We start from the raw sequence: 21,179 nt of genomic DNA on the forward strand, positions 1-21,179 counted from the left end.
GTGTCTACCTCAGTTTCAGGGTGGCAAGGCCAATCAGCACCAGAATCACGGTGATAATCCAGAAACGGACGATCACACGCGGCTCGGGCCAACCCTTGAGTTCAAAGTGGTGGTGGATAGGCGCCATGCGGAACACACGACGACCGGTCAATTTAAAGGACGCCACCTGGATGACCACCGACAGGGTCTCCATGACGAAAATGCCGCCCATGATGAACAACACGATCTCCTGGCGGACGATCACGGCAATGGTGCCCAGTGCAGCACCCAGTGCCAGCGCGCCGACATCACCCATGAAGACCTGAGCCGGATAGGTGTTGAACCAGAGGAAACCCAGGCCCGCACCGATCAAGGCGCCACAGAACACGATCAGCTCGCCAGAGCCCGGTACATAAGGAATCAGCAGGTATTCAGCAAACTTCACGTTACCCGACAGGTAGCAGAAGATACCCAAGGCGCCGCCAACCATCACCGTGGGCAGAATGGCCAGGCCATCGAGGCCATCGGTCAGGTTGACCGCGTTACTCGAACCGACGATCACGAAATAGGTCAGCACCACGAAGCCAATGCCCAACGGAATGGTGACATCCTTGAGCATTGGTACGATCAGCGTGGTCTCGACGCTGGTCGGTGCCGTCATGTACAGGAAGATCGCAGCGCCCAGGCCGAACACCGATTGCCAGAAATACTTCCAGCGGCTCGGCAGGCCACGCGAATTCTTTTCAATCACCTTGCGGTAGTCGTCAACCCAACCAATGGCGCCAAACAGCAGCGTGACGATGAGCACGACCCACACATAACGGTTGCTCAGGTCGGCCCAAAGCAGCGTACTGATGGCAATGGCCGACAGGATCAAGGCACCACCCATGGTCGGGGTACCGGACTTGGACAAGTGCGATTGCGGGCCGTCATTACGCACCGCCTGACCGATCTGGCGAATCTGCAGCGTGCGGATCATCCAGGGCCCCAGGCACAGGGCCAGCGACAACGCCGTCAGCACACCCAGAATCCCGCGCAGGGTCAGGTACTGAAAGACCGCGAAGCCTTTGTAGAACTGTTGCAGATACTCGGCCAACAGCAGCAGCATTAATGTTTCTCCCCGCTGGAACCGCACAAGGCCGCCACGACGTTTTCCATCGCAGCGCTGCGCGAACCCTTGATCAAAATGGTGGTATTGCCAGCCTGCTCGCCACGAACGGCTTCGATCAGGTCGGCTTGAGTAGCGAAGTGGCGGGCATTGATGCCAAACGCCTTAACAGCGTGAGCCATCATTGGCCCTACGGCATAGAGTGCCGAAACCTTGTCTTTGGCGTAGTCGCCCACCTGCCGATGCCCTTCCTCGGCCCACTGGCCCAGTTCGCCAATATCCCCGAGCACCAGAACAGTGCGCCCGGAAAAGCCGGCGAGTATATCAACGGCAGCACACATGGAGGTGGGGTTTGCGTTGTAAGTGTCATCGATCACCCGAACGCCATTTGCAGCCATCTGTACCACGGTGCGGCCCTTGACGGGCTGCACGGCATTCAGACCGGCAACAATACCTTCAAGTGTCAGACCAAAGGCATAGGCGGCAGCGGCGGCAGCCAAGGCATTGCTGACGTTGTGCGTGCCGAGCAGGTTCAACTGCACCCGCGCCGAACCCAGAGGGCTACGCAAGTCGAATGCGGGGCAACCGCGCACATCGCGATCAAGCGCAGTGGCATGGAAATCAGCGGCAGCATTGTTCAGCGCAAAACTGATCACACGGCGATCGCCTGCACGTTGCTTCCAGGTAGCGAACGCCTTGTCATCAAGGTTGAGGATAGCCACGCCATCCTGATCCAGGCCCTCAAGGATTTCACCTTTGGCTTCAACAATCTTTTCCGGACCGCCAAATTCGCCGACATGAGCCGTACCGGCATTGTTGATCAAGGCGACATGCGGTCGGGTCAGGCCAACGGTGTAGGCGATTTCGCCGATGCGCGAAGCACCCAGCTCAATAACCGCCGCAGTGTGCTCCGATGCCAACTCCAGCAGCGTCAATGGCGCGCCAAGGTCGTTGTTCAGATTGCCACGGGTGGCCAACACCGGCCCACGGGTGCGCAGGATACTGGCGAGCATCTCTTTAACCGTGGTTTTACCGCTAGAGCCGGTAATCGCCGCGACAGGCTTGTCGAACCGGGCACGGTTCAGCGCACCCAGTTGGCCCAGTGCCAGACGACTGTCGGCCACGATCAGCTGTGGCAAACCAGTACCTGGCACTTCACGCTCGACCAACGCCGCCACAGCACCCTTGGCTGCAACATCGTTCAGGTAGTCGTGCCCATCGAAACGCGGCCCGGTCAGCGCCACGAACAACTGCCCCGGGGTAATTGCACGGCTGTCGATACTGACGCCATTGAACGTGGCATCACTGCCATGCACACGTGCCTGCAATGCTACGGTCAACTCGCTGAGCGACAGTGGCTTAAGCATGAGTAACCTCCCAGGCGCTCAACGCGCGCTCGGCTTCAACCAGATCGGAGAACGCATGCCGCTGGCCATTGATCTCTTGATAATCTTCGTGCCCTTTGCCGGCCAGGACGACGACATCATCGGCCGCCACACTGGCGATCAGTTGGGCGATGGCTTCACCGCGCCCGGCAACGAATTCGACGGCTGTCACGTCATCGAAGCCTGCACGAATGTCCGCAAAAATCTGCTGCGGATCTTCACTGCGCGGGTTGTCGTCAGTGACCAGCACACGATCAGCCAGACGCTCGGCAACCTGCGCCATCAGCGGTCGTTTGCCGCGATCACGGTCACCACCGCACCCGAACAGGCACAACAACTGCCCCTTGGCGTGCGGGCGCAGAGCTTCAAGTACCTTTTCCAAGGCGTCCGGGGTATGTGCGTAATCGACCACCACCAAAGGCCGCTTGCCGCCACCCAGGCGCTGCATGCGCCCAACCGGCCCATCCAGCTCGGGGGTGACCTTGAGAATTTCATCCAGCGGGTAATCCAGCGCCAGCAATGTGCCGACCGCAGCCAGCATATTGCTCAGATTGAAGCGCCCAAGCAGGCGGCTACGCAGGGTACGTTCGCCCTGAGCCGTCACGATCACGGCGCGCACGCCATCATCATCGAAGTGAGCTTCGCGGCAATAAAGCGAGGCCTCGGCATCGATCAAGCTGTAGCTGATAAGACGCGCATCACTGGATTCGGCAGCGAGGCGGCGACCAAAGTCGTCGTCCAGGTTGACCACCCGGCACCGCAGGTTCGGCCAGGCAAACAGGCGTGCCTTGGCAGCCTCGTAGTCCTGCATGCTGCCGTGGTAATCCAGATGATCACGCGACAAATTGGTCATCACAGCAATATCGAACGCAAGGGCTGCGACCCGGCCTTGATCCAACGCGTGAGAGGACACTTCCATGGCCACCGCACGGGCGCCCTGGTTTTTCAGATCGTTGAGCGTGGCCTGTACCGCAATAGGGTCAGGCGTCGTCAGGCGGCCACTTTGCAAAGCACCATAAAACCCGGTGCCCAAGGTACCGATCAGACCGCAGTGCTGGCCAAGACGGTCCAACGCCTGAGCCACCAACTGAGTCACACTGGTCTTGCCATTGGTTCCAGTGACACCCACCAGGTCCAGCAGACGGCTGGGCTCGCCATAGAAACGCCCGGCGATGTCCGACAACTGGGCAGCCAGGCCCTTGACCGGAATCAACGGCACATCCGTGAGCGGCAACACGCTGGCGCCGTCAGCCTCATAGGCAACAGCCGCGGCACCGCGCGCCAGCGCATCGGCAATGTGCTCGCGCCCGTCCACACGCGTCCCCGGCACCGCCAGGAACAGATCGCCAGGACGCACGTTACGACTGTCGAGCGTCAGCTCGCGAATCAATGGATCGCGCGAGGCTTGGGCGAACAGCTTACTCAATGGCATTGTCATTATCCGCGCCCTCCTTTGGCGGGCGCAGCATTGACCTGCTGCGGTGGAATAGGTGCCGGCAGGTTGTCCGGCGGAACGTTCATCAAACGCAGGGTGCCCGACATGACCTTGCTGAACACCGGCGCAGAAACCAGGCCACCGAAGTAACCACCTTTGCTCGGCTCGTCGATGACCACCACGATGGCGTAACGCGGATCACTCATGGGCCCGAAGCCGGCGAACAGGGATCGGTAGGCGTTCTCGGTATAACCTTTGGAACCAATGGTGGCCTTACGGGCCGTACCGCTCTTGCCGCCGACGTGATAGAACGGCACCTGCGCACGGAACACCCCACGCGGCGCTTCGATCACTTGCTGCAGCATGCCTTGAATGGTTTCTGCGGTTTCCTTCGGCACTACCTGGGTTTCTTCAGGTGCCTTGTCGGTCTTGAGAATGCTCAACGGCACCATCTTGCCGTCGTTGGCCAATGCCGCATACGCGTGCACCAACTGCAACGCGGTAACCGACAAACCATAGCCATAAGACAGCGTGGCGGTCTCGGCCTTGCGCCACTCACGGTGGTTCGGCAAGTTACCGACGCGCTCGCCCGGGAACCCCAGGCCGGTGTACTGGCCCAGGCCCAATTGAGCCATGACGCGATAGATCGCCTCGCCGCCAATATCGAAGGCGATCTTGCTCATGCCGACGTTACTGGAGTTGATCAGGATGCCCGTCAGATCGAGGATCGGGCCTTCGGTCTTGGAAACGTCACGAATGGTGTAACGGCCCAGCTGCAAGGTACCGGGATACACCTCGACCTTGTCGGTCGGCTTCCAGCGTCCGCTTTGCAGCGCCGCACTCATCGACAATGGCTTGACGGTGGAGCCTGGCTCGAACACATCGATGATGGCCCGGTTACGCATCGCAGCGGGGAACATGCTGCGACGGTTGTTCGGGTTGTAGGTTGGCTGGTTGACCATTGCCAGGACTTCGCCAGTCTTCACGTCCATGATCACCAGGCTACCGGCCTTGGCTTCCTGCTCGGCAATCGCATTGCGCAGCTCGCGGGTAGCCAGGTACTGCAGACGCAGGTCAATGGACAACGCCAAGGTCTTCCCTGCCTTGGCGTTCTTGGTTACCTGGATGTCCTTGATAAGTCGGCCACGCCGATCCTTGATCACCTGACGTTTTCCCGGGACCCCGGCCAGCCAGTCATCGTAGGCCAGTTCCACACCTTCCCGACCGTGATCATCAAGGTCGGTGAAACCAACCATGTGCGCAGTTACGTCACCGGCCGGATAGAACCGCCTGAACTCCTCGATGCCGTAGACGCCCGGTATTTTCAGGTCGAGCACAACCTGTCCTTGCTCTGGGGTCAGGCCGCGCACCAGATAAATGAACTCTTTGTTGGCCTGCGCCTCAAGACGCTGGCTCAACTGATTGGGGTCCTGCTTGAGGGCAGCCGCCAACACCGGCCAACGGTCCTTGCCCGCTTGCATCTCCTTCGGGTTGGCCCACAGCGTGGTAACCGGCGTACTGACCGCCAGCGGTTCGCCGTTGCGGTCGGTAATCAACCCACGGTGTGCAGGAATGGGAATATGGCGCAGGCTGCGCGCATCGCCCTGCCCCTTGAGGAAGTCACGGTCGACCACCTGCAAATCGACAATTCGCCAGGCAATGGCACCGACCATCACGGCCAGCAGCGCAAGCACCACGCGAAACCGCCACGGATAAAGCGCGCCCTCAAGCTTCATCATGGCACCACCATCCTTACTTCATCGGCGCCAGGAATACGCATTTTCAACTGCTCGCTAGCCAGGCTCTCGATCCGGCTGTGGGCGGTCCAGGTACTTTGTTCAAGGATCAAACGCCCCCACTCGGCCTGCGCCTTGTCGCGCTCGTTCAATTCGCCATAGAGGGTGTTAAGCAGTTGACGATTCCAGTGCGCGCTGTAGGACACGGCGATCGCCGAAATGAGCACGCCAATGAACAGCAGCAGCATCAGGAAGCTTCCGCCTGGTAGAGGCTTGGCAAAAAGCTTGCTCACCGCAGCTTCTCCGCAACCCGCATGACCGCGCTACGCGAACGCGGGTTAGCCTTGAGCTCAGCGTCGGAGGCGAACTGCGCCTTGCCGTGCACCTTGATCTTCGGCTCGAAAGGCTTGTGCTGTACAGGCAGGTTGCGCGGCAGGTTATCGGCCTCACCCTTGACCAGTTTGCGCATGAACAGTTTGACGATCCGGTCTTCCAGGGAGTGGAAGCTGATCACCACCAGACGACCGCCGATCTCCAGCATCTCGAGCGCAGCCTCCAGGCCAGCCTCAAGATCACCCAGCTCGTTATTGACGTGAATGCGCAGCCCCTGGAATGCACGGGTTGCCGGGTTCTTGCCCTTCTCCCATGCCGGATTGGCTACCTTGAGCACTTCGGCGAGGTCTGCCGTACGGGTAAACGGCTGCACCTGACGACGCTCGACCACGGCACGAGCCATCCGCTTGGCGAAACGCTCCTCGCCGTACTCCTTGAATACCCGGGCAATTTCCTCTTCGGGCGCCGTAGCAATGAATTCTGCCGCACTGATACCCCGCGAAGGGTCCATGCGCATATCCAGAGGGCCATCGTTCAAAAAGCTGAAACCGCGCTCGGGATCATCCAGCTGAGGCGAGGAAACGCCCAGATCAAGCAGCACGCCACTGACCTTGCCGGCCAGGCCGCGCGCGGAAACCTCTGCACCCAGCTCGGCAAAACTGCGCTGCACAATAACAAAGCGGCCGTCTTCGGCCGCCAGCGCTTGCCCGGTTGCAATCGCTTGAGGATCTTTATCGAAGCCGAGCAGTCGCCCTTGCGGCCCCAAATGCCGAAGGATCAAACGGCTGTGACCGCCACGACCGAACGTGCCGTCCAGGTAGCAGCCATCGGCGCGTATGGCGAGAGCCTCGACGGCTTCGTCAAGCAGCACGGTGATGTGGTTAAAGCCGCTATCTATAGTCACAGGATCAAATCACGTAGTTCATCAGGCATGGCGCCCGGTTGTTGAATGGCCGCCAGGTCTGCTGCAGCAACAGCATTCCAGGCATCCTCGTCCCACAATTGGAATTTGTTCAGTTGCCCCACAAGCATTGCGCGCTTGTCGAGCTTGGCGTACTCACGCAAACGCGGAGGCACCAGGAAGCGCCCACTGCCATCAAGCTCCAGATCAACCGCATTGCCGATCAGCAAACGCTGCAGGCGACGGTTCTCTTCACGCAATGACGGCAAGGCACGCAACTTGGCTTCAATAATTTCCCATTCATCAAGCGGGTAGACACACAAACAGGGGTCAACGGCATCAATTGTCACGATCAATTGCCCGGAACTGCGCGAATCAAGCTCGTCACGGTACCGGCTCGGCATTGCGAGACGGCCCTTGGCGTCGAGGTTGATAGCGTTTGCTCCGCGGAACACGGCTGCGCTTCCCTAATTGTTTGTTTTTTGTGCCTGAAAACCCACTTCATGCCACTTTCTGCCACTTGCGCACACTATAGGAATCCGCCCACCACACCGTCAAGGCACCCTTATAGGGAAAACCCTTACAGATCGGAGATTTAGCGCAACATTGGATAATGAAGAGACTTATCGGAGGGATTTTTGACGATAAATTGCGAGCTCACTCAAACGGATGGAGTGCGAACTTAAAGTAGTTTCTCAAGAGTAAGATTTTTTCGGTATTACCAAAGCGAATCTGCTATCGATTCAAGCAGGGGAGGGAAAAAGGTGGAGAGTCGATCTGTAAGCCGGGTTCTGTCGAGGACAGTCATTCCTCTACGACGGCCATCACTGGACGCCTTTAGCAACCTACCCGGTTCCAACGCGGGCCGCGCCATATGGAACCCTATTTGGTCTTGCTCCGAGTGGGGTTTACCTAGCCACGAACTGTTACCAGACGTGCGGTGCGCTCTTACCGCACCTTTTCACCCTTACCGGTACCGAAGTACTTAGGCGGTTATTTTCTGTGGCACTTTCCGTAGGCTCGCGCCCCCCAGGCATTACCTGGCACTCTGCCCTATGGAGCCCGGACTTTCCTCCCCCCTCTTTTGCAGAACAAAAGAAGGCAGCGACTGTCCAATCGACTCTCCGCCGCGAAGGTTAACGGTTGAAAGGCTCAAGAACAAGCTTAAATAGAAAGAATGGCCAGGTGATATCACTCGCCTTTCTGTTTTTCCAAGGCAACTTGATACAAAACATTCTTGCGTACACCGGTAATTTCCGCAGCCAATGCAGCTGCACGCTTGAGCGGCATTTCTGCAAGCAGCAGATCGAGCACACGCATCGCCTCGGCACTGACGGCTTGCTCATCCTCCGGTGCCACCCAACCGGCAACCAGCACCACGCACTCTCCGCGCTGCTGATTACTGTCGGACTCAACGAAGGCGCGCAACTCAGCCAGCGGCAACCCCTTGAGCGTCTCGAACGTTTTGGTCAACTCACGCGCCAGAAGTGCCGGGCGCTCAGCACCAAACACCGACTCCATATCCTGCAGACACTCGAGGATTCGATGCGGCGCTTCGTAGAAGATCAATGTACGCGGCTCCTCCTTGAGCTGGCCCAGGCGCGCCTTGCGCCCGACAGCCTTGGCCGGCAGAAACCCTTCGAAAATGAAACGATCGGACGGCAAGCCCGCGGCGGACAGCGCCGCAATCAAGGCACACGCGCCAGGGACAGGCACCACCGCAATACCCGCTGCGCGCGCCTGCCGGACCAGGTGATAGCCCGGGTCGGAAATCAACGGCGTACCCGCATCGGAAATCAGCGCAACACTGTCGCCGGCCTGCAAACGGGTAATGAAGCGATTACCCTCGTCACGCTCATTGTGCTCATGACACGCCGCCAAGGGTGTGTTGATCCCGAAGTGCTGCAGCAACCGCACCGAGTGCCGCGTGTCCTCGGCCGCGATCAGCGCCACACTGCTCAGAATCTTCAGGGCGCGCGCACTGATGTCATCCAGATTGCCAATCGGCGTGGCCACTACGTACAACGTACCGGCAGTGGAATTGGAAGCACCTGAAACATCGGTCACAGCACACACCCATCATCGAGATCAAAGGCGCCATTGTAGCCCGATCGCCAGCAACAATGCGTAACCAAGACCTGCCTGGCACGAAGCCGAGCGACCTATAGTGAAGGTTTAGCGCCAGCGAGATCGCACCCAAGCAAGCGCTTGGGTACAATTGCAGGTTAATTTGATCGAGTAACAGGACATTTACATGATCGCTAGCCTGCGGCTGCTCTCAGCCCTCTGTCTCGCTGCCCTGCTGGCAGCCTGCGCCAGTTCGCCCTCATCAAGCCTGGGCGAGTTGCCACGCACTCCAGATGCCAGCATCGAGCAACTGCTCGACCAGGCCGCCACCAGCAAGACACCGGAAAAAGCCGCACTGTTGCGCCTGAGCGCGGCAGACTTGGCTCACACGCAAAAAGACAACGCACGTGCCTCGCAGATTCTTGAGCAGGTGCCGCTGGAATCACTCAAGCCTGCACAACAGGTCTTTGCCAGCACCTTGAGCGCCGAATTGGCGATGGGCCGTAATCAGCCCAAAGCTGCACTAAGCGCCTTGAGCCACCCTAGCCTGGCCCGCCTGAGCGAACTGCCGAAGGAGCAACAGGCTCGTACCTACAGCGTGCGCGCCGCTGCCCTTGAGGCCGACGGCCAAACCCTGGCGGCTGCCCAGGAGCGTGTTCAGTTGGCACCATTGCTCGCGGGCAACGCAGCCAACGCCAACCACGAAGCCATCTGGGGCCTGGTTTCCGCCCTGCCGAGCGAGCAACTGCAGAGCGTCAGCATGGGTAGCGACCCCTTGGCCGGCTGGGCCAGCCTGGCGCTGGCCGTGAAAAACGCAGGCACGCTGGAACAGCAACAGGTCGCCATCGAAACCTGGCGCGGCCAACACAGCGAACACCCTGCTGCCCTGCAACTGCCGCTGCCATTGGTAAAACTCAAGCAACTGGCCAGTCAGCCATTGACCAAAATTGCCCTGCTGCTGCCGCAGGAAGGTCAGCTGGCATCGGTAGCCCGCGCCCTGCGTGACGGCTTCATGGCTGCACACCTGCAAGCCCAGCAAGCCGGCCAGCAACCACCTGCAATCCAGGTGTTCGACAGCTCGCGCCTGACATCCCTGGATGATTTCTATCGCCAGGCACAGGCTGCCGGCGTACAACTGGTGATCGGCCCGCTGGAAAAGCCACTGGTCAAACAACTGAGCACCCGCACCCAACTGCCTATCACAACCCTCGCCCTGAACTACAGCGACGTCGGCCAAGGCAACCCACCACAACTGTTCCAGTTCGGCCTGGCCGCCGAAGACGAAGCACGTGAAGTGTCCCGCCGCGCCCATGCCGATGGCATGCGCCGCGCTGCAGCCCTGGTGCCACGTGGCGAATGGGGCGACCGCGTACTCAAGGCCTTCCGTCAGGACTGGGAAGCCAAAGGCGGCACCCTGATCGCAGCCGAGCATATCGACCAGCCTGTGGCCCTCGCCCAGCAAATCGCTGAGCTGTTCCAACTGCGCCAAAGCGAAGGCCGTGCGAAGAGCCTGCAGAGCACGGTAGGCGGTAACGTTTCGGCACAACCGTCACGCCGCCAGGACATCGACTTCATCTTCCTCGCTGCCACCCCGCAGCAGGCCCAGCAAATCAAGCCGACCCTGAACTTCCAGTACGCCGGCGACGTACCCGTGTACGCAACCTCGCACCTGTACAGCGCCTCAGGCGACGTCAACCAGTACAACGACATGAACGGCATTCGCTTCTGCGAAACCCCATGGCTGCTCGATACCGGCAATTCGCTGCGTCAACAGGTCGTTCGCCAATGGCCACAAGCCGGCGGCAGCCTGGGTCGTCTTTATGCCATGGGTATTGATGCGTACAGCCTCGCGCCGCGCCTGAGCCAGCTCAAGGCGCTGCCAGACACCCGTATCGAAGGCTTCTCCGGCAGCCTGAGCATGGGCCAGAGCCAGCGCATCGAACGCCAACTGCCCTGGGCGGAGTTCTCCGCCGGCCAGGTCAAACGCTTGCCCGATACACCACGCTAATGCCCGACAGTTCGCGCCAGAAGGCCGGCCAAGCCGCCGAACAGCAGGCCTTGCAGTACCTTCAGGGACAAGGTCTGCACCTGCTGGCGCAGAACTGGCGATGCAAACGCGGCGAGCTTGATCTGGTCATGCTCGACAGCGATACAGTAGTATTCGTCGAAGTTCGTTACCGGCTGCACGCAAGCTTCGGCGGCGCACTCGGCAGTATCGATGCCCGCAAGCAGGAAAAACTGGCGCTGGCCGCCGAACATTTTCTGCAACAGGAAGCACGATGGGCCAGGCACCCTTGCCGATTCGATGTCATTGCCCTGCAAGGTCGCGGCCATGCAGGGCAAGCACTCGAATGGCTGAAAAATGCCTTCGAATGCTAAGCCAGCGCCTGGCAATGCATCGTTTACCCACCGAACTCAATTTGCTCTTTGCTTCACGGGCTGCACAGTCATGTGCCGGGGTATCCGGCTTCCCGACGCGCCCGGCCAGCCGCCCCACTTAAGGTCACACTGATGGACATGCAATCCCGAATTCGCCAGCTTTTCCAGGCCAGCATCAACACCAAGCAACAGGCGATGGACGTCCTTGCACCTCACATCGAGCAAGCCAGCCAGGTGATGGTCAATGCCCTGCTCAATGAGGGCAAGATGCTCGCATGCGGCAACGGTGGGTCGGCCGGCGACGCCCAGCACTTTTCCTCGGAACTGCTGAACCGCTTCGAACGTGAACGCCCAAGCCTGCCAGCGATCGCCCTGACGACCGACAGCTCGACCATCACCTCGATCGCAAACGATTACAGCTACAACGAGGTGTTCTCCAAGCAGATCCGTGCCCTTGGCCAACCCGGCGATGTGCTGCTGGCAATTTCGACCAGCGGCAACTCGGCAAACATTATTCAAGCGATCCAGGCCGCACATGATCGCGAAATGATTGTCGTAGCTCTGACTGGGCGCGACGGGGGCGGCATGGCTTCGTTGTTGCTGCCAGAGGACGTCGAGATTCGTGTCCCGGCAGACGTCACCGCACGCATCCAGGAAGTCCACCTGCTGGCGATCCACTGTCTCTGCGATCTGATCGACAGCCAATTGTTTGGGAGTGAAGAATGACCGCAAAACGCCTGGGCCTGATGGCCCTGACCTTGTGCCTCGGCCTGAATGCCGGTTGCAGCTCGGTAATTAGCGCAAGCCGCGAAGCCCCGATCGAGGATGATCGCGGCACGCGCACACTCGGCAGCAAGATTGACGACTCACTAATCGAAACCAAGGTGGCGGTGAACGTCGCCAAGGCCAGTCCCGACCTGGACAAGAATTCGCACATTGTCGTAAGCAGCTACAACGGTATCGTGCTGCTCGCGGGCCAGACCCCGCGCGCCGACCTCAAGAGCCTCGCCGAACAGGCCGCAAGCCAGGTTCAACGCGTCAAGAAGGTGCATAACGAACTGCAGGTCATCCAGCCCTCTTCGCTGCTCGCCCGCAACAATGACACCTGGCTGACCACCAAGATCAAAACCCAGATGCTGGCCGATGCCAACATACCCGGTTCGCGTATCAAGGTGATCACCGAGAACGGTATCGTCTACCTCCTCGGCCTCATGACCCAGCAAGAAGCCGCACGCGCAACCAGCCTGGTTCAGGGTGTGTCCGGGGTACAGAAGATCGTCAAGCTGTTCGAGTACATCGACTGATCCACAGCCTGACGCACCATCGACTGCCCGGACTCCGGGCATCGCGCACAAAAAAGGCGATCCACCTGGATCGCCTTTTTTGTTACTTGACCACTTTCAAGCTAGGCCGGCCACTTGGGCGCGGCGGTGGATTGTCGGTGTCATCGCCCGATTCATCCTCCCCCTCAAGCTCGTCGTCGTCCACCAGAGGCGGCTCAAGCTCGAACACCATACCCTGACCATTCTCTCGAGCGTAAATGCCCAGAATCGCACCTGTGGGCACGTAGAGGGTATGCGCAACGCCACCAAAGCGACCCTCGAAGCTCACGGCCTCGTTATCCATGTGCAAATGACGCACGGCACTGGGCGAAATGTTCAAGACGATCTGACCATCACTGGCAAAGCCTTGCGGCACCTGTACCGCCGGGTACTCGGCATTGACCAGCATATGCGGCGTGCAATCGTTGTCCACGATCCACTCATACAACGCACGCACCAAATAAGGGCGACTGGAGTTCATAAACGGCTCCTTAAAACCTAACGCATTTCACGTTCAGCAGCGGACAGGCTCGCCTGGAAAGCTTCACGAGCGAACTGGCGCTCCATGTAGTCCAGCAACGGTTTTGCCGGCCGCGGCAATTCAATACCCAACACCGGCAAACGCCAGAGTATGGGCAGTAGACAACAGTCGACCAGACTTTGCTCCTCGCTCAAGAAACAAGGTTTTTCAGCAAACAGCGGAGAAACGCCGGTAAGGCTCTCTCGCAGCTCTTTGCGCGCCTGAGCGCGCGCGCTGTCCTTGCTGCGCGGATCAAGAATCAGATCAACCAACCCACACCAGTCGCGCTGGATGCGGTGTATCAGCAACCGGCTGTTGGCTCGGGCTACCGGATACACCGGCAGCAAGGGCGGGTGCGGATAACGCTCGTCGAGGTACTCCATCACCACGGTCGACTCAAACAACGCCAGATCGCGATCAACCAGTGTCGGCAGACTGCCGTAAGGGTTCACTTCAATCAGCTTTGCCGGCTGCTGACCAGCAGGCACATCAATGATCTGGACACTGACCCCCTTCTCGGCGAGAACAAGGCGTACCCGATGAGAATAGTGGTCAGCGGGGTCGGAGTAGCAGGCTAACCGGTTGGTCACGCCCATGGTGATCCTCCTCGCGAATGTAATTATGAATGGTACAAATGCAAACGCGCCCTGCGGACACCCCTGCGTTGCAGAGGCGCCCCAGGGCGCGTTCAACTACCAGAAACTACTGCGTGATCAGTGCACGTCCTTCCAGTATTCGCGCTTGAGCAGGTAAGCGAATACGAAGAAGAAGGCCAGGTACAGCAGCACGTAAGTACCGATGCGCTGGCTTTCCAGTTTGACCGGGTTGGCCGAGTACGCCAGGAAGGTCACCAGGTTCTTGACCTTCTCGTCGAACTGCTCTTCGTTCAGGGTACCGGATTTCGGCACGATGGTCAGCTGGTCACACGCCTCATGGGTCAACGGCGTACCGGTCAGCGGGTCGAATTGCTTCTTGCCGTCAGTGACGATCTGGACCTGCTTGCAACCGATGACCTGCCGACCCTGCAACCCTACCAGCACGTTAGGCATGCCCACGTTAGGGAACACGGTGTTGTTCACACCCCAAGGACGCGCCTTGTCCTCATAGAAGCCATGCAGGTAGCTGTAGAGCCAGTCAGTACCACGCACCCGGGCAACCAGGGTCAGGTCAGGCGGCGCGGCGCCAAACCAGGCCTTGGCATCGTTGGGCTGCATGCCGACTTTCATGTGATCGCCGATCTTGGCACCGGTGAACACCAGCTTCTCGAGCATCAGCTCATGCGGGATACCGAGGTCATCGGCAACGCGCTCGTAACGCTGGAACTTGGCGCCGTGGCAACCCATGCAATAGTTTGCAAAGGTGCGCGCACCGTCCTGCAGAGCGGCCTTGTCAGTCAGATCGATATCAACCTTCTGCAGCTCGACGGTTTCACCACCGGCAGCAAAGGTCAACGAAGGCATCACTGCCAGAATCAATACTGCAAATAGCTTTTTCATCAGCCAGTCACCCTTTCCGGAACCGGTTTGGTCTTCTCGAGCCTGGTATAGAACGGCATCAGAATGAAGTAGGCGAAGTACAGGAAGGTACATACCTGCGACAGTAAGGTACGACCCGGAGTCGGCGCCAGAACACCCAGCACGCCCAGGATCACGAACGAAATGCAGAACACCACCAGCCAGATCTTGCTCAGCCAGCCTTTGTAGCGCATCGATTTGACCGGGCTACGGTCAAGCCAAGGCAGCACGAACAGCACGGCAATGGCGGCACCCATGGCTACGACACCAAGCAGCTTGTCAGGGACGGCACGCAGAATCGCGTAGAACGGCGTGAAGTACCATACAGGCGCAATGTGCGCAGGTGTCTTGAAGGCGTTCGCCTGCTCGAAGTTCGGCTTCTCGAGGAAGTAACCGCCCATTTCCGGGAAGAAGAACACGATCAGACAGAAGACGAACAGGAAGACCACGACACCGACGATATCCTTGACGGTGTAGTACGGATGGAAAGGAATGCCGTCGAGCGGAACACCGTTCTCATCTTTCAGCTTCTTGATGTCGACACCATCCGGGTTGTTCGAACCTACTTCGTGCAGCGCCAGAATGTGCAGCACTACCAGACCCAGAATCACGATTGGCAGGGCAATCACGTGCAAGGCGAAGAAGCGGTTCAGGGTAATACCGGAGATCAGGTAGTCACCACGAATCCATTGGGTGAGGTCATCACCGATGACCGGGATCGCACCGAACAGCGAGATGATCACCTGGGCACCCCAGTAGGACATCTGGCCCCACGGCAGCAGGTAACCCATGAAGGCCTCGGCCATCAGCGCCAGGTAGATCAGCATACCGAAGATCCACACCAGCTCACGCGGCTTCTGGTAAGAGCCGTAGAGCAAACCGCGGAACATGTGCAGATAGACAACGACGAAAAACGCCGATGCACCGGTAGAGTGCAGGTAACGCAGCACCCAGCCGTATTCAACGTCACGCATGATGTATTCGACGGAGGCGAAGGCCTCTTCCGCCGACGGCGTGAAGCTCATGGTCAGCCAGACGCCCGTGACGATCTGGTTAACCAGCACCAGCAGCGCCAGGGAGCCAAAGAAATAGAAGAAGTTGAAATTCTTCGGTGCGTAGTACTTGCTGAGATGGTCTTCCCACATCTTGGTCGCGGGGAAGCGCGCATCAACCCAATCCATGAACTTACTCATCACGCTTTCTCCTGATCGACACCGACGACAATGATGTCGTCCGACTCATAAGAGTACGGCGGCACCGGCAGATTGAGCGGCGCTGGCTGAGACTTGTAGACCCGACCCGCCAAATCGTAGTGGGAGCCGTGGCAAGGGCAGAAATAGCCACCCACCCACTTCGGCCCCAGATCGACCGGCGCCACTTCTGGGCGGAACGTCGGGGAGCAACCCAAATGCGTGCAAAGGCCAACCAGCACAAGAATTTCAGGCTTGATCGAACGATTCGACGGATCGACGTAAGCCGGCTGAACCGATGCCTTGGATTCAGGGTCAGAGAGGTCGCCGGCAATCTTTTTCAGGTTGCCCAGAATTTCTTCTGTACGGCGAACGACGAACACGGGCTGGCCGCGCCACTCAGCGATTAGCTGCTGACCTGGCTCGATCTTGGCGATATTGACTTTCACCGGTGCACCTGCGGCTTTCGCCTTGGCACTGGGGAACCATGACCCCACGAACGGGACCGCAGCCCCCACCGCTCCAGCAGCACCTACCACAGACGTGGCTGCTACTAGGAAGCGACGCCGGCCTGCATTGACGCCGTCATTGCTCATTCAGTCCTCTCCCATCAGCTTTGTGGCCTGTTGCAACAGGCATCTACTAAATAATTTCTGAACTGCGTAAAAATTTGCCGAATGGTAATTAAAAGACCCTGCTCTGACAAGGTGATTAGCCCGGCCAAAACCTTGGACCCCTTGCAGTGCTTGACTTGCATCTATGCGGCAAGTTGTCACACCAAAGTCCGACTCATGTATTCAAGACATAAAAAAAGCCCAGTTCCACCTGGAACTGGGCTTTTTTTGAATACTGTAGCGAATTAACGCTTCGAGTATTGCGGACGCTTACGTGCTTTACGCAGACCCACTTTCTTACGCTCGACTTCACGAGCATCGCGGGTGACGTAGCCAGCGCGACGCAGAGCGCTACGCAGGGTTTCGTCGTAGTCCATCAGAGCGCGAGTGATACCGTGACGGATAGCACCGGCTTGACCGCTGACACCACCACCGATAACGGTGACGTAGATGTCGAACTTCTCGGTGGTTTCAGTCAGTTCCAGCGGCTGGCGAACGACCATGCGCGCGGTTTCACGACCGAAGAACGTCTCGAGAGAACGGTTGTTGATGGAGATGTTGCCAGTGCCCGGACGCAGGAAAACGCGAGCGGTTGCGGTCTTGCGACGGCCAGTGCCGTAATTTTGAGTCGCCGACATAATGAACTATTCCGTTAAATCTTCAGTTCTTGGGGCTGCTGAGCAGTATGAGGGTGAGTAGCGCCCGCATAGACTTTCAGCTTACGGTACATGTCGCGACCCAGTGGGTTCTTAGGCAGCATGCCTTTAACCGCGGTCTCGATCACGCGCTCTGGGGCCTTGGCGATCAACTTCTCGAAGTTGATTTCCTTGATACCGCCCGGGAAGCCGGAGTGGGAGTAGTACATTTTGTCCGAAGTTTTGGCGCCAGTCACACGCACCTGCTCGGCATTGATAACGACGATGTAGTCGCCGGTGTCAACGTGAGGGGTGTATTCTGGTTTGTGCTTGCCACGCAGACGGCTAGCGATTTCGGTAGCCAGACGACCCAGGGTCTGACCAGCGGCGTCAACTACGAACCAGTCGCGCTTTACTGTTTCCGGTTTAGCAGTAAAAGTTTTCATTCTTTATAGCCTCAGAGGCCGCCCAGCGAAAATAAGACGGCAGATCTTACTGGATAGTGCGCACCTTGACAAGTCAAGGACACAGCCGCACACGGACGCTATCGGGGGCTCGGGTCAGCGCGTCCAATATTCGGCAGGGTTCTTCGGTACGCGGGGCATCACTTCCGCAGCACAGAGAGGGGCTGAATTATCCAGATTGCGAAAAAAAATTCAACCTGCTTTTATGCTTCTTTTGCCTTGGGAGATGCAAATGGACTACCGCCAACTGGGCCGCAGCGACCTGAACGTAAGCGCCCTGTGCCTGGGCACCATGACCTGGGGCGAGCAGAACAGCCAGGCCGAAGCCTTCGCCCAGATCGAGCGAGCCAAGGCAGCCGGCATCAACTTCATCGACACGGCAGAAATGTACCCCGTGCCCCCACGCCCGGAAACCTATGCCGCCACCGAGCAAATCATCGGCAATTGGTTCAAGCAGCACGGTGACCGCGCCGACTGGGTTCTCGCCAGCAAGGTGGCCGGCCCAGGCAATGGAATCAGCCACATTCGCGACGGCCAGCTGAAACACAATCGCCAACACATCGTTGCCGCACTCGACGACAGCCTCAAGCGCCTGCAGACCGACTGGATCGACCTTTACCAACTGCACTGGCCAGAGCGCAGCACCAACTTTTTCGGCAAGCTGGGCTACCAGCACCTGCCTCATGACCACTTCACGCCGCTGGAAGAAACCCTGGAAGTCCTCGACGAGCAGGTCAAGGCCGGCAAGATCCGCCACATCGGCCTGTCCAACGAAACCCCGTGGGGCACCATGAAGTTCCTGCAACTGGCAGAAAGCCGCGGCTGGTCGAGGGCTGTATCGATACAGAACCCCTACAACCTGCTCAACCGCAGCTTTGAAGTCGGCCTGGCGGAAATTGCCATCCGCGAACAGTGCGGCCTGCTGGCCTATTCGCCACTGGCCTTTGGCATGCTCTCGGGCAAATACGAGAACGGTGCGCGCCCTGCCAAGGGCCGCCTGACGCTGTTCAGCCGCTTCTCTCGCTACTCCAACCCACAGACCGTAGCGGCCTGCAGCCGTTATGTGACGCTGGCCCGCGAGCATGGCCTGGACCCGGCACAGATGGCCTTGGCGTTCGTCACCCAGCAGCCCTTTGTCACCAGCAACATCATTGGCGCCACGTCACTGGAACAACTGGAGAGCAACCTGGGCAGCCTTGAACTCAAGCTGAGTGATGAGCTGCTGGCCAGCATCGAAGCCATCCATCAGGACCAACCCAACCCTGCACCTTGAAGGGCAGTAGCGTACCCGCGGCAAACGCGGGTACGCAGGGTAGACATCACCGGCAAAAAATAAGACGATCCAGCCGGTGATTGACCACTTTCCCCTATAAGAATAACGAAATGATCTTTACCCAACCCTCCGCGTCGCTGCGGCGCGTCAGCATTCTGGCCATCGATAAGGTGTTCGCTTCAACCCTGATGCAGGCCAAGGACTTCTTCCATCTGGCCAGCCTGCGTTATAGCAAGCAACTGGGACTGGGCCTCAAGCCCATGTTTGAAACACGCCTGGTCAGCCCCGACGGCAACCCTGTGAACAGCTTTAGCGATGTGCTGATACCGGTAGACGGCGGCCTGGAACAGGCCGATATCATCATCCTGCCGGCGTTCTGGGATGACTTCGATGCCCTGTGTCAGCGCTACCCGCAGATCCTGCCCTGGCTACGTGAGCAACATGCTGCTGGCGCCGTCCTCTGCGGTGAAGCCAGCGGGGTGTTCTGGCTGGCCGAGGCCGGGCTGCTCGACGGCAAGGAGGCCACCACCTACTGGCGCTTCTTTAATACCTTCGCCGAACGCTTCCCCAAGGTCAGCCTCAACCAGGACAAGCACCTGACGGATGCCGACAACCTGTACTGCGCAGGCGGCCCCACCTCAGCCTGTGATCTCTACATCTACCTGATCGAACGCTTCTGCGGCGCCAACGTGGCCCAGGCAGTGTCCCGCGACATCCTTTACGAGGTACAGCGCAGCTACACGCCTGGACGCATGGGTTTTGGCGGGCAGAAACTGCATCAGGACCTGATCATCCTGCAAATCCAGCAATGGCTCGAAGAACACTTCGCCGACAAGTTTCGCTTTGAGGACGTGGCCCGCAACCACGGCATGAGCATTCGCAATTTCATGCGTCGCTTCCAGGGCGCCACGGGTGACAAGCCCCTGCACTATCTGCAGCGTTTGCGGATCGAAACAGCCAAGGGCTTGCTGTCCGGTACGCGCAAGAGCATCAAGACGATCAGCTATGAGGTGGGGTATGACGATGCGAGCTTCTTCGCACGACTGTTCCGCCAGCACACGGCACTGTCACCAAACCAGTACCGCCAGCAGTTCATGCAAGAAGCTTGAGCGACCGCATCACAGGCAGGCCTGCCTCGCGAAGCACAGGGTGCTCAGCGCGAGGGCAGGCTTTGCCAGACGGGCATAACGCGGCTTAAGGACGATGCGCCCGCGCCAGGAACTCGTGGGACTGCATCTCAAGCAAGCGGCTCAGGGTACGCTGGAACTCGAAACTCAAGCGTCCGCCGGTATACAGGTCCTTCAGTTCGACCTCGGCAGAGATGATCAGCTTCACGTTCCGGTCATAGAACTCATCGACCATGTTGATGAAGCGGCGAGCGATGTCGTCGGTCGCCACGCCCATCTGCTCGACACCACTGAGCAGCACGGCATGGAAGATCTTGCCCAACTCGATGTAATCGTTCTGGCTACGCGGCCCATCACACAGCTCGCGGAAGTCGAACCAGGCCACGTCGTCACAGGTACGCAACGCACGAATTTCCCGGTTCTCGATGACCAGCACGTCATTCTCAACAGCCTGGGTGCATTCCGGCGTCAGGGCGCGGAAACTCTTGCGCAGGCTCTCGTGAGCGGCCTCATCGAGTGGGTAATGGAACAGCTCGGCCTGCTCCAGGTGACGCAGACGGTAGTCGACGCCACTGTCGACGTTGACGATCTCGGTGTTCTGCTTGATCAGGGCAATGGCCGGGAGGAAACGCGCACGCTGCAGACCGTCCTTGTACAGGCCATCGGGGACGATGTTGGACGTTGCCACCAGCGTAACGCCGTTCTTGAACAGTTCTTCCATCAGGGTACCGAGGATCATCGCGTCGGTAATGTCGGAAACGAAGAACTCGTCGAAGCAGATCACCCGCGCCTCTTCAGAGAAACGCTTGGCAATGATCGTCAGCGGGTTTTTCTCGCCCTTGAGGGTTTTCATTTCCTCGTGGACCCGCTTCATGAAGCGGTGGAAGTGCGTACGCACCTTCTGCTTGAACGGTAGCGCCTCGAAGAAGGTATCGACCAGGTAGGTCTTGCCCCGCCCTACCCCACCCCAGAAATACAGGCCTTTGACAGGTACCTGCTCTTTCTTGCCAAACAGTTTGCCAAACACGCCTGGCTTGCTGTTCTGCGCCGCGATCAAATCGTCGTACAGGCGCTGGAGGTGACGCACCGCTGTTTCCTGCGCCGCGTCATGGAAGAATTCGGGACGTTTCAGATCTGCTTGATATCGTTCTAGGGGCGTCATAATTCGTTAGCAAGGCAACAAAAGCGGGCCGTCAC

General features: G+C 58.8%; 22 protein-coding genes and 1 other RNA gene. 6 read left to right on the forward strand and 17 right to left on the reverse strand.

Annotation, left to right across the window (positions count from 1 at the left end):
- Positions 1 to 4: 4 nt before the first annotated feature.
- From mraY to rsmI, 9 genes are all read right to left on the reverse strand, one after another.
- The gene (gene mraY / locus CS390_RS20060; protein ID WP_065758912.1) at positions 5 to 1,087 is read right to left on the reverse strand and encodes a phospho-N-acetylmuramoyl-pentapeptide-transferase; all 1,083 of its coding nucleotides are present in this window, start codon (positions 1,085 to 1,087) and stop codon (positions 5 to 7) included.
- Complete coding sequence (gene murF, locus CS390_RS20065) at positions 1,087 to 2,454, reverse strand: UDP-N-acetylmuramoyl-tripeptide--D-alanyl-D-alanine ligase (protein ID WP_099775723.1); 1,368 nt, start codon at positions 2,452 to 2,454, stop codon at positions 1,087 to 1,089. The genes mraY and murF overlap by 1 nt, the downstream gene beginning before the upstream one ends.
- Positions 2,447 to 3,910, reverse strand: a complete 1,464-nt coding sequence (locus CS390_RS20070) for a UDP-N-acetylmuramoyl-L-alanyl-D-glutamate--2,6-diaminopimelate ligase (RefSeq protein WP_065758910.1) — start codon at positions 3,908 to 3,910, stop codon at positions 2,447 to 2,449. Before CS390_RS20070 ends, murF begins: the two co-directional genes overlap by 8 nt.
- Positions 3,910 to 5,643 (reverse strand): penicillin-binding protein 2, encoded by a 1,734-nt coding sequence (locus CS390_RS20075; RefSeq protein WP_177442449.1) that lies wholly within the window; start codon positions 5,641 to 5,643, stop codon positions 3,910 to 3,912. The genes CS390_RS20070 and CS390_RS20075 overlap by 1 nt, the downstream gene beginning before the upstream one ends.
- Positions 5,643 to 5,936, reverse strand: coding sequence for a cell division protein FtsL (gene ftsL / locus CS390_RS20080; protein WP_099775725.1), 294 nt, complete (start codon positions 5,934 to 5,936; stop codon positions 5,643 to 5,645). Before ftsL ends, CS390_RS20075 begins: the two co-directional genes overlap by 1 nt.
- Positions 5,933 to 6,880 (reverse strand): 16S rRNA (cytosine(1402)-N(4))-methyltransferase RsmH, encoded by a 948-nt coding sequence (gene rsmH, locus CS390_RS20085; protein ID WP_065758907.1) that lies wholly within the window; start codon positions 6,878 to 6,880, stop codon positions 5,933 to 5,935. Before rsmH ends, ftsL begins: the two co-directional genes overlap by 4 nt.
- A complete protein-coding gene (gene mraZ, locus CS390_RS20090) occupies positions 6,877 to 7,332 on the reverse strand; it encodes a division/cell wall cluster transcriptional repressor MraZ (RefSeq protein ID WP_065758906.1) in 456 nt (151 codons plus the stop codon). The genes rsmH and mraZ overlap by 4 nt, the downstream gene beginning before the upstream one ends.
- Before the next feature lie 309 nt (positions 7,333 to 7,641).
- An RNA gene (gene rnpB, locus CS390_RS20095) (RNase P RNA component class A) lies at positions 7,642 to 8,001 on the reverse strand.
- Between the two features lie 67 nt (positions 8,002 to 8,068).
- Complete coding sequence (gene rsmI, locus CS390_RS20100; protein WP_177442421.1) at positions 8,069 to 8,944, reverse strand: 16S rRNA (cytidine(1402)-2'-O)-methyltransferase; 876 nt, start codon at positions 8,942 to 8,944, stop codon at positions 8,069 to 8,071.
- Positions 8,945 to 9,131: 187 nt separating this feature from the next.
- Between rsmI and CS390_RS20105 the strand changes: the two genes are divergently transcribed.
- From CS390_RS20105 to CS390_RS20120, 4 genes are all read left to right on the forward strand, one after another.
- Positions 9,132 to 10,952 carry a penicillin-binding protein activator gene (locus CS390_RS20105; RefSeq protein WP_099775727.1) on the forward strand — a complete coding sequence of 607 codons (1,821 nt, stop codon included), beginning with the start codon at positions 9,132 to 9,134 and terminating at the stop codon, positions 10,950 to 10,952.
- A complete protein-coding gene (locus CS390_RS20110; RefSeq protein WP_065758903.1) occupies positions 10,952 to 11,323 on the forward strand; it encodes a YraN family protein in 372 nt (123 codons plus the stop codon). The genes CS390_RS20105 and CS390_RS20110 overlap by 1 nt, the downstream gene beginning before the upstream one ends.
- 132 nt (positions 11,324 to 11,455) lie before the next feature.
- Positions 11,456 to 12,049 carry a phosphoheptose isomerase gene (locus CS390_RS20115; protein WP_065758902.1) on the forward strand — a complete coding sequence of 198 codons (594 nt, stop codon included), beginning with the start codon at positions 11,456 to 11,458 and terminating at the stop codon, positions 12,047 to 12,049.
- Complete coding sequence (locus CS390_RS20120) at positions 12,046 to 12,627, forward strand: BON domain-containing protein (protein WP_065758901.1); 582 nt, start codon at positions 12,046 to 12,048, stop codon at positions 12,625 to 12,627. Before CS390_RS20115 ends, CS390_RS20120 begins: the two co-directional genes overlap by 4 nt.
- Positions 12,628 to 12,709: 82 nt before the next feature.
- Here the strand turns inward: CS390_RS20120 and CS390_RS20125 are convergent, their stop codons facing one another.
- The 7 genes from CS390_RS20125 to rplM all read right to left on the reverse strand — a co-directional run bounded on the left by CS390_RS20125 (position 12,710) and on the right by rplM (position 17,564).
- On the reverse strand, positions 12,710 to 13,126 hold the full coding sequence (locus tag CS390_RS20125) for a ClpXP protease specificity-enhancing factor (RefSeq protein ID WP_065761947.1): 417 nt from the start codon (positions 13,124 to 13,126) through the stop codon (positions 12,710 to 12,712).
- A 17-nt stretch (positions 13,127 to 13,143) separates the two neighbouring features.
- The gene (locus CS390_RS20130; protein ID WP_065761948.1) at positions 13,144 to 13,761 is read right to left on the reverse strand and encodes a glutathione S-transferase N-terminal domain-containing protein; all 618 of its coding nucleotides are present in this window, start codon (positions 13,759 to 13,761) and stop codon (positions 13,144 to 13,146) included.
- A 117-nt stretch (positions 13,762 to 13,878) separates the two neighbouring features.
- Positions 13,879 to 14,661, reverse strand: coding sequence for a cytochrome c1 (locus CS390_RS20135; RefSeq protein ID WP_065761949.1), 783 nt, complete (start codon positions 14,659 to 14,661; stop codon positions 13,879 to 13,881).
- Positions 14,661 to 15,872, reverse strand: coding sequence for a cytochrome bc complex cytochrome b subunit (locus tag CS390_RS20140; RefSeq protein ID WP_065761950.1), 1,212 nt, complete (start codon positions 15,870 to 15,872; stop codon positions 14,661 to 14,663). The genes CS390_RS20135 and CS390_RS20140 overlap by 1 nt, the downstream gene beginning before the upstream one ends.
- The gene (gene petA, locus CS390_RS20145; RefSeq protein ID WP_065761951.1) at positions 15,872 to 16,465 is read right to left on the reverse strand and encodes a ubiquinol-cytochrome c reductase iron-sulfur subunit; all 594 of its coding nucleotides are present in this window, start codon (positions 16,463 to 16,465) and stop codon (positions 15,872 to 15,874) included. Before petA ends, CS390_RS20140 begins: the two co-directional genes overlap by 1 nt.
- A 263-nt stretch (positions 16,466 to 16,728) precedes the next feature.
- Positions 16,729 to 17,121: a 30S ribosomal protein S9 gene (rpsI, locus tag CS390_RS20150; RefSeq protein WP_065761287.1), complete on the reverse strand. Its 393-nt coding sequence runs from the start codon at positions 17,119 to 17,121 to the stop codon at positions 16,729 to 16,731.
- 14 nt (positions 17,122 to 17,135) lie between these two features.
- Positions 17,136 to 17,564: a 50S ribosomal protein L13 gene (rplM, locus tag CS390_RS20155; protein WP_009404632.1), complete on the reverse strand. Its 429-nt coding sequence runs from the start codon at positions 17,562 to 17,564 to the stop codon at positions 17,136 to 17,138.
- A 250-nt stretch (positions 17,565 to 17,814) separates the two neighbouring features.
- Here rplM and CS390_RS20160 point away from each other — a divergent pair, with 250 nt between their 5' ends.
- Both CS390_RS20160 and CS390_RS20165 read left to right on the forward strand, forming a co-directional pair.
- Complete coding sequence (locus tag CS390_RS20160) at positions 17,815 to 18,855, forward strand: NADP(H)-dependent aldo-keto reductase (RefSeq protein WP_099775728.1); 1,041 nt, start codon at positions 17,815 to 17,817, stop codon at positions 18,853 to 18,855.
- A 212-nt stretch (positions 18,856 to 19,067) separates the two neighbouring features.
- The gene (locus CS390_RS20165) at positions 19,068 to 19,964 is read left to right on the forward strand and encodes a GlxA family transcriptional regulator (RefSeq protein WP_176717467.1); all 897 of its coding nucleotides are present in this window, start codon (positions 19,068 to 19,070) and stop codon (positions 19,962 to 19,964) included.
- An 85-nt stretch (positions 19,965 to 20,049) separates the two neighbouring features.
- On the opposite strand, the gene zapE is transcribed toward CS390_RS20165, so the two are convergent.
- Positions 20,050 to 21,144, reverse strand: a complete 1,095-nt coding sequence (gene zapE, locus CS390_RS20170; RefSeq protein ID WP_099775729.1) for a cell division protein ZapE — start codon at positions 21,142 to 21,144, stop codon at positions 20,050 to 20,052.
- Between the last annotated feature and the right edge of the window lie 35 nt (positions 21,145 to 21,179).

Source organism: Pseudomonas sp. HLS-6 (genome assembly GCF_002753995.1).
Classification (GTDB): Bacteria; Pseudomonadota; Gammaproteobacteria; order Pseudomonadales; family Pseudomonadaceae; genus Aquipseudomonas; species Aquipseudomonas defluvii.

Bases quoted from the DNA above. Each gene is read 5' to 3' on its own strand.
- mraY (WP_065758912.1), bottom strand. From the start codon at position 1,087: ATGCTGCTGCTGTTGGCCGAGTATCTGCAACAGTTCTACAAAGGCTTC.
- murF (WP_099775723.1), bottom strand. From the start codon at position 2,454: ATGCTTAAGCCACTGTCGCTCAGCGAGTTGACCGTAGCATTGCAGGCA.
- CS390_RS20070 (WP_065758910.1), bottom strand. From the start codon at position 3,910: ATGACAATGCCATTGAGTAAGCTGTTCGCCCAAGCCTCGCGCGATCCA.
- CS390_RS20075 (WP_177442449.1), bottom strand. From the start codon at position 5,643: ATGAAGCTTGAGGGCGCGCTTTATCCGTGGCGGTTTCGCGTGGTGCTT.
- CS390_RS20105 (WP_099775727.1), top strand. From the start codon at position 9,132: ATGATCGCTAGCCTGCGGCTGCTCTCAGCCCTCTGTCTCGCTGCCCTG.
- CS390_RS20110 (WP_065758903.1), top strand. From the start codon at position 10,952: ATGCCCGACAGTTCGCGCCAGAAGGCCGGCCAAGCCGCCGAACAGCAG.
- CS390_RS20115 (WP_065758902.1), top strand. From the start codon at position 11,456: ATGGACATGCAATCCCGAATTCGCCAGCTTTTCCAGGCCAGCATCAAC.
- CS390_RS20120 (WP_065758901.1), top strand. From the start codon at position 12,046: ATGACCGCAAAACGCCTGGGCCTGATGGCCCTGACCTTGTGCCTCGGC.
- CS390_RS20125 (WP_065761947.1), bottom strand. From the start codon at position 13,126: ATGAACTCCAGTCGCCCTTATTTGGTGCGTGCGTTGTATGAGTGGATC.
- CS390_RS20130 (WP_065761948.1), bottom strand. From the start codon at position 13,761: ATGGGCGTGACCAACCGGTTAGCCTGCTACTCCGACCCCGCTGACCAC.
- CS390_RS20135 (WP_065761949.1), bottom strand. From the start codon at position 14,661: ATGAAAAAGCTATTTGCAGTATTGATTCTGGCAGTGATGCCTTCGTTG.
- CS390_RS20140 (WP_065761950.1), bottom strand. From the start codon at position 15,872: ATGAGTAAGTTCATGGATTGGGTTGATGCGCGCTTCCCCGCGACCAAG.
- petA (WP_065761951.1), bottom strand. From the start codon at position 16,465: ATGAGCAATGACGGCGTCAATGCAGGCCGGCGTCGCTTCCTAGTAGCA.
- rpsI (WP_065761287.1), bottom strand. From the start codon at position 17,121: ATGTCGGCGACTCAAAATTACGGCACTGGCCGTCGCAAGACCGCAACC.
- rplM (WP_009404632.1), bottom strand. From the start codon at position 17,564: ATGAAAACTTTTACTGCTAAACCGGAAACAGTAAAGCGCGACTGGTTC.
- CS390_RS20160 (WP_099775728.1), top strand. From the start codon at position 17,815: ATGGACTACCGCCAACTGGGCCGCAGCGACCTGAACGTAAGCGCCCTG.
- zapE (WP_099775729.1), bottom strand. From the start codon at position 21,144: ATGACGCCCCTAGAACGATATCAAGCAGATCTGAAACGTCCCGAATTC.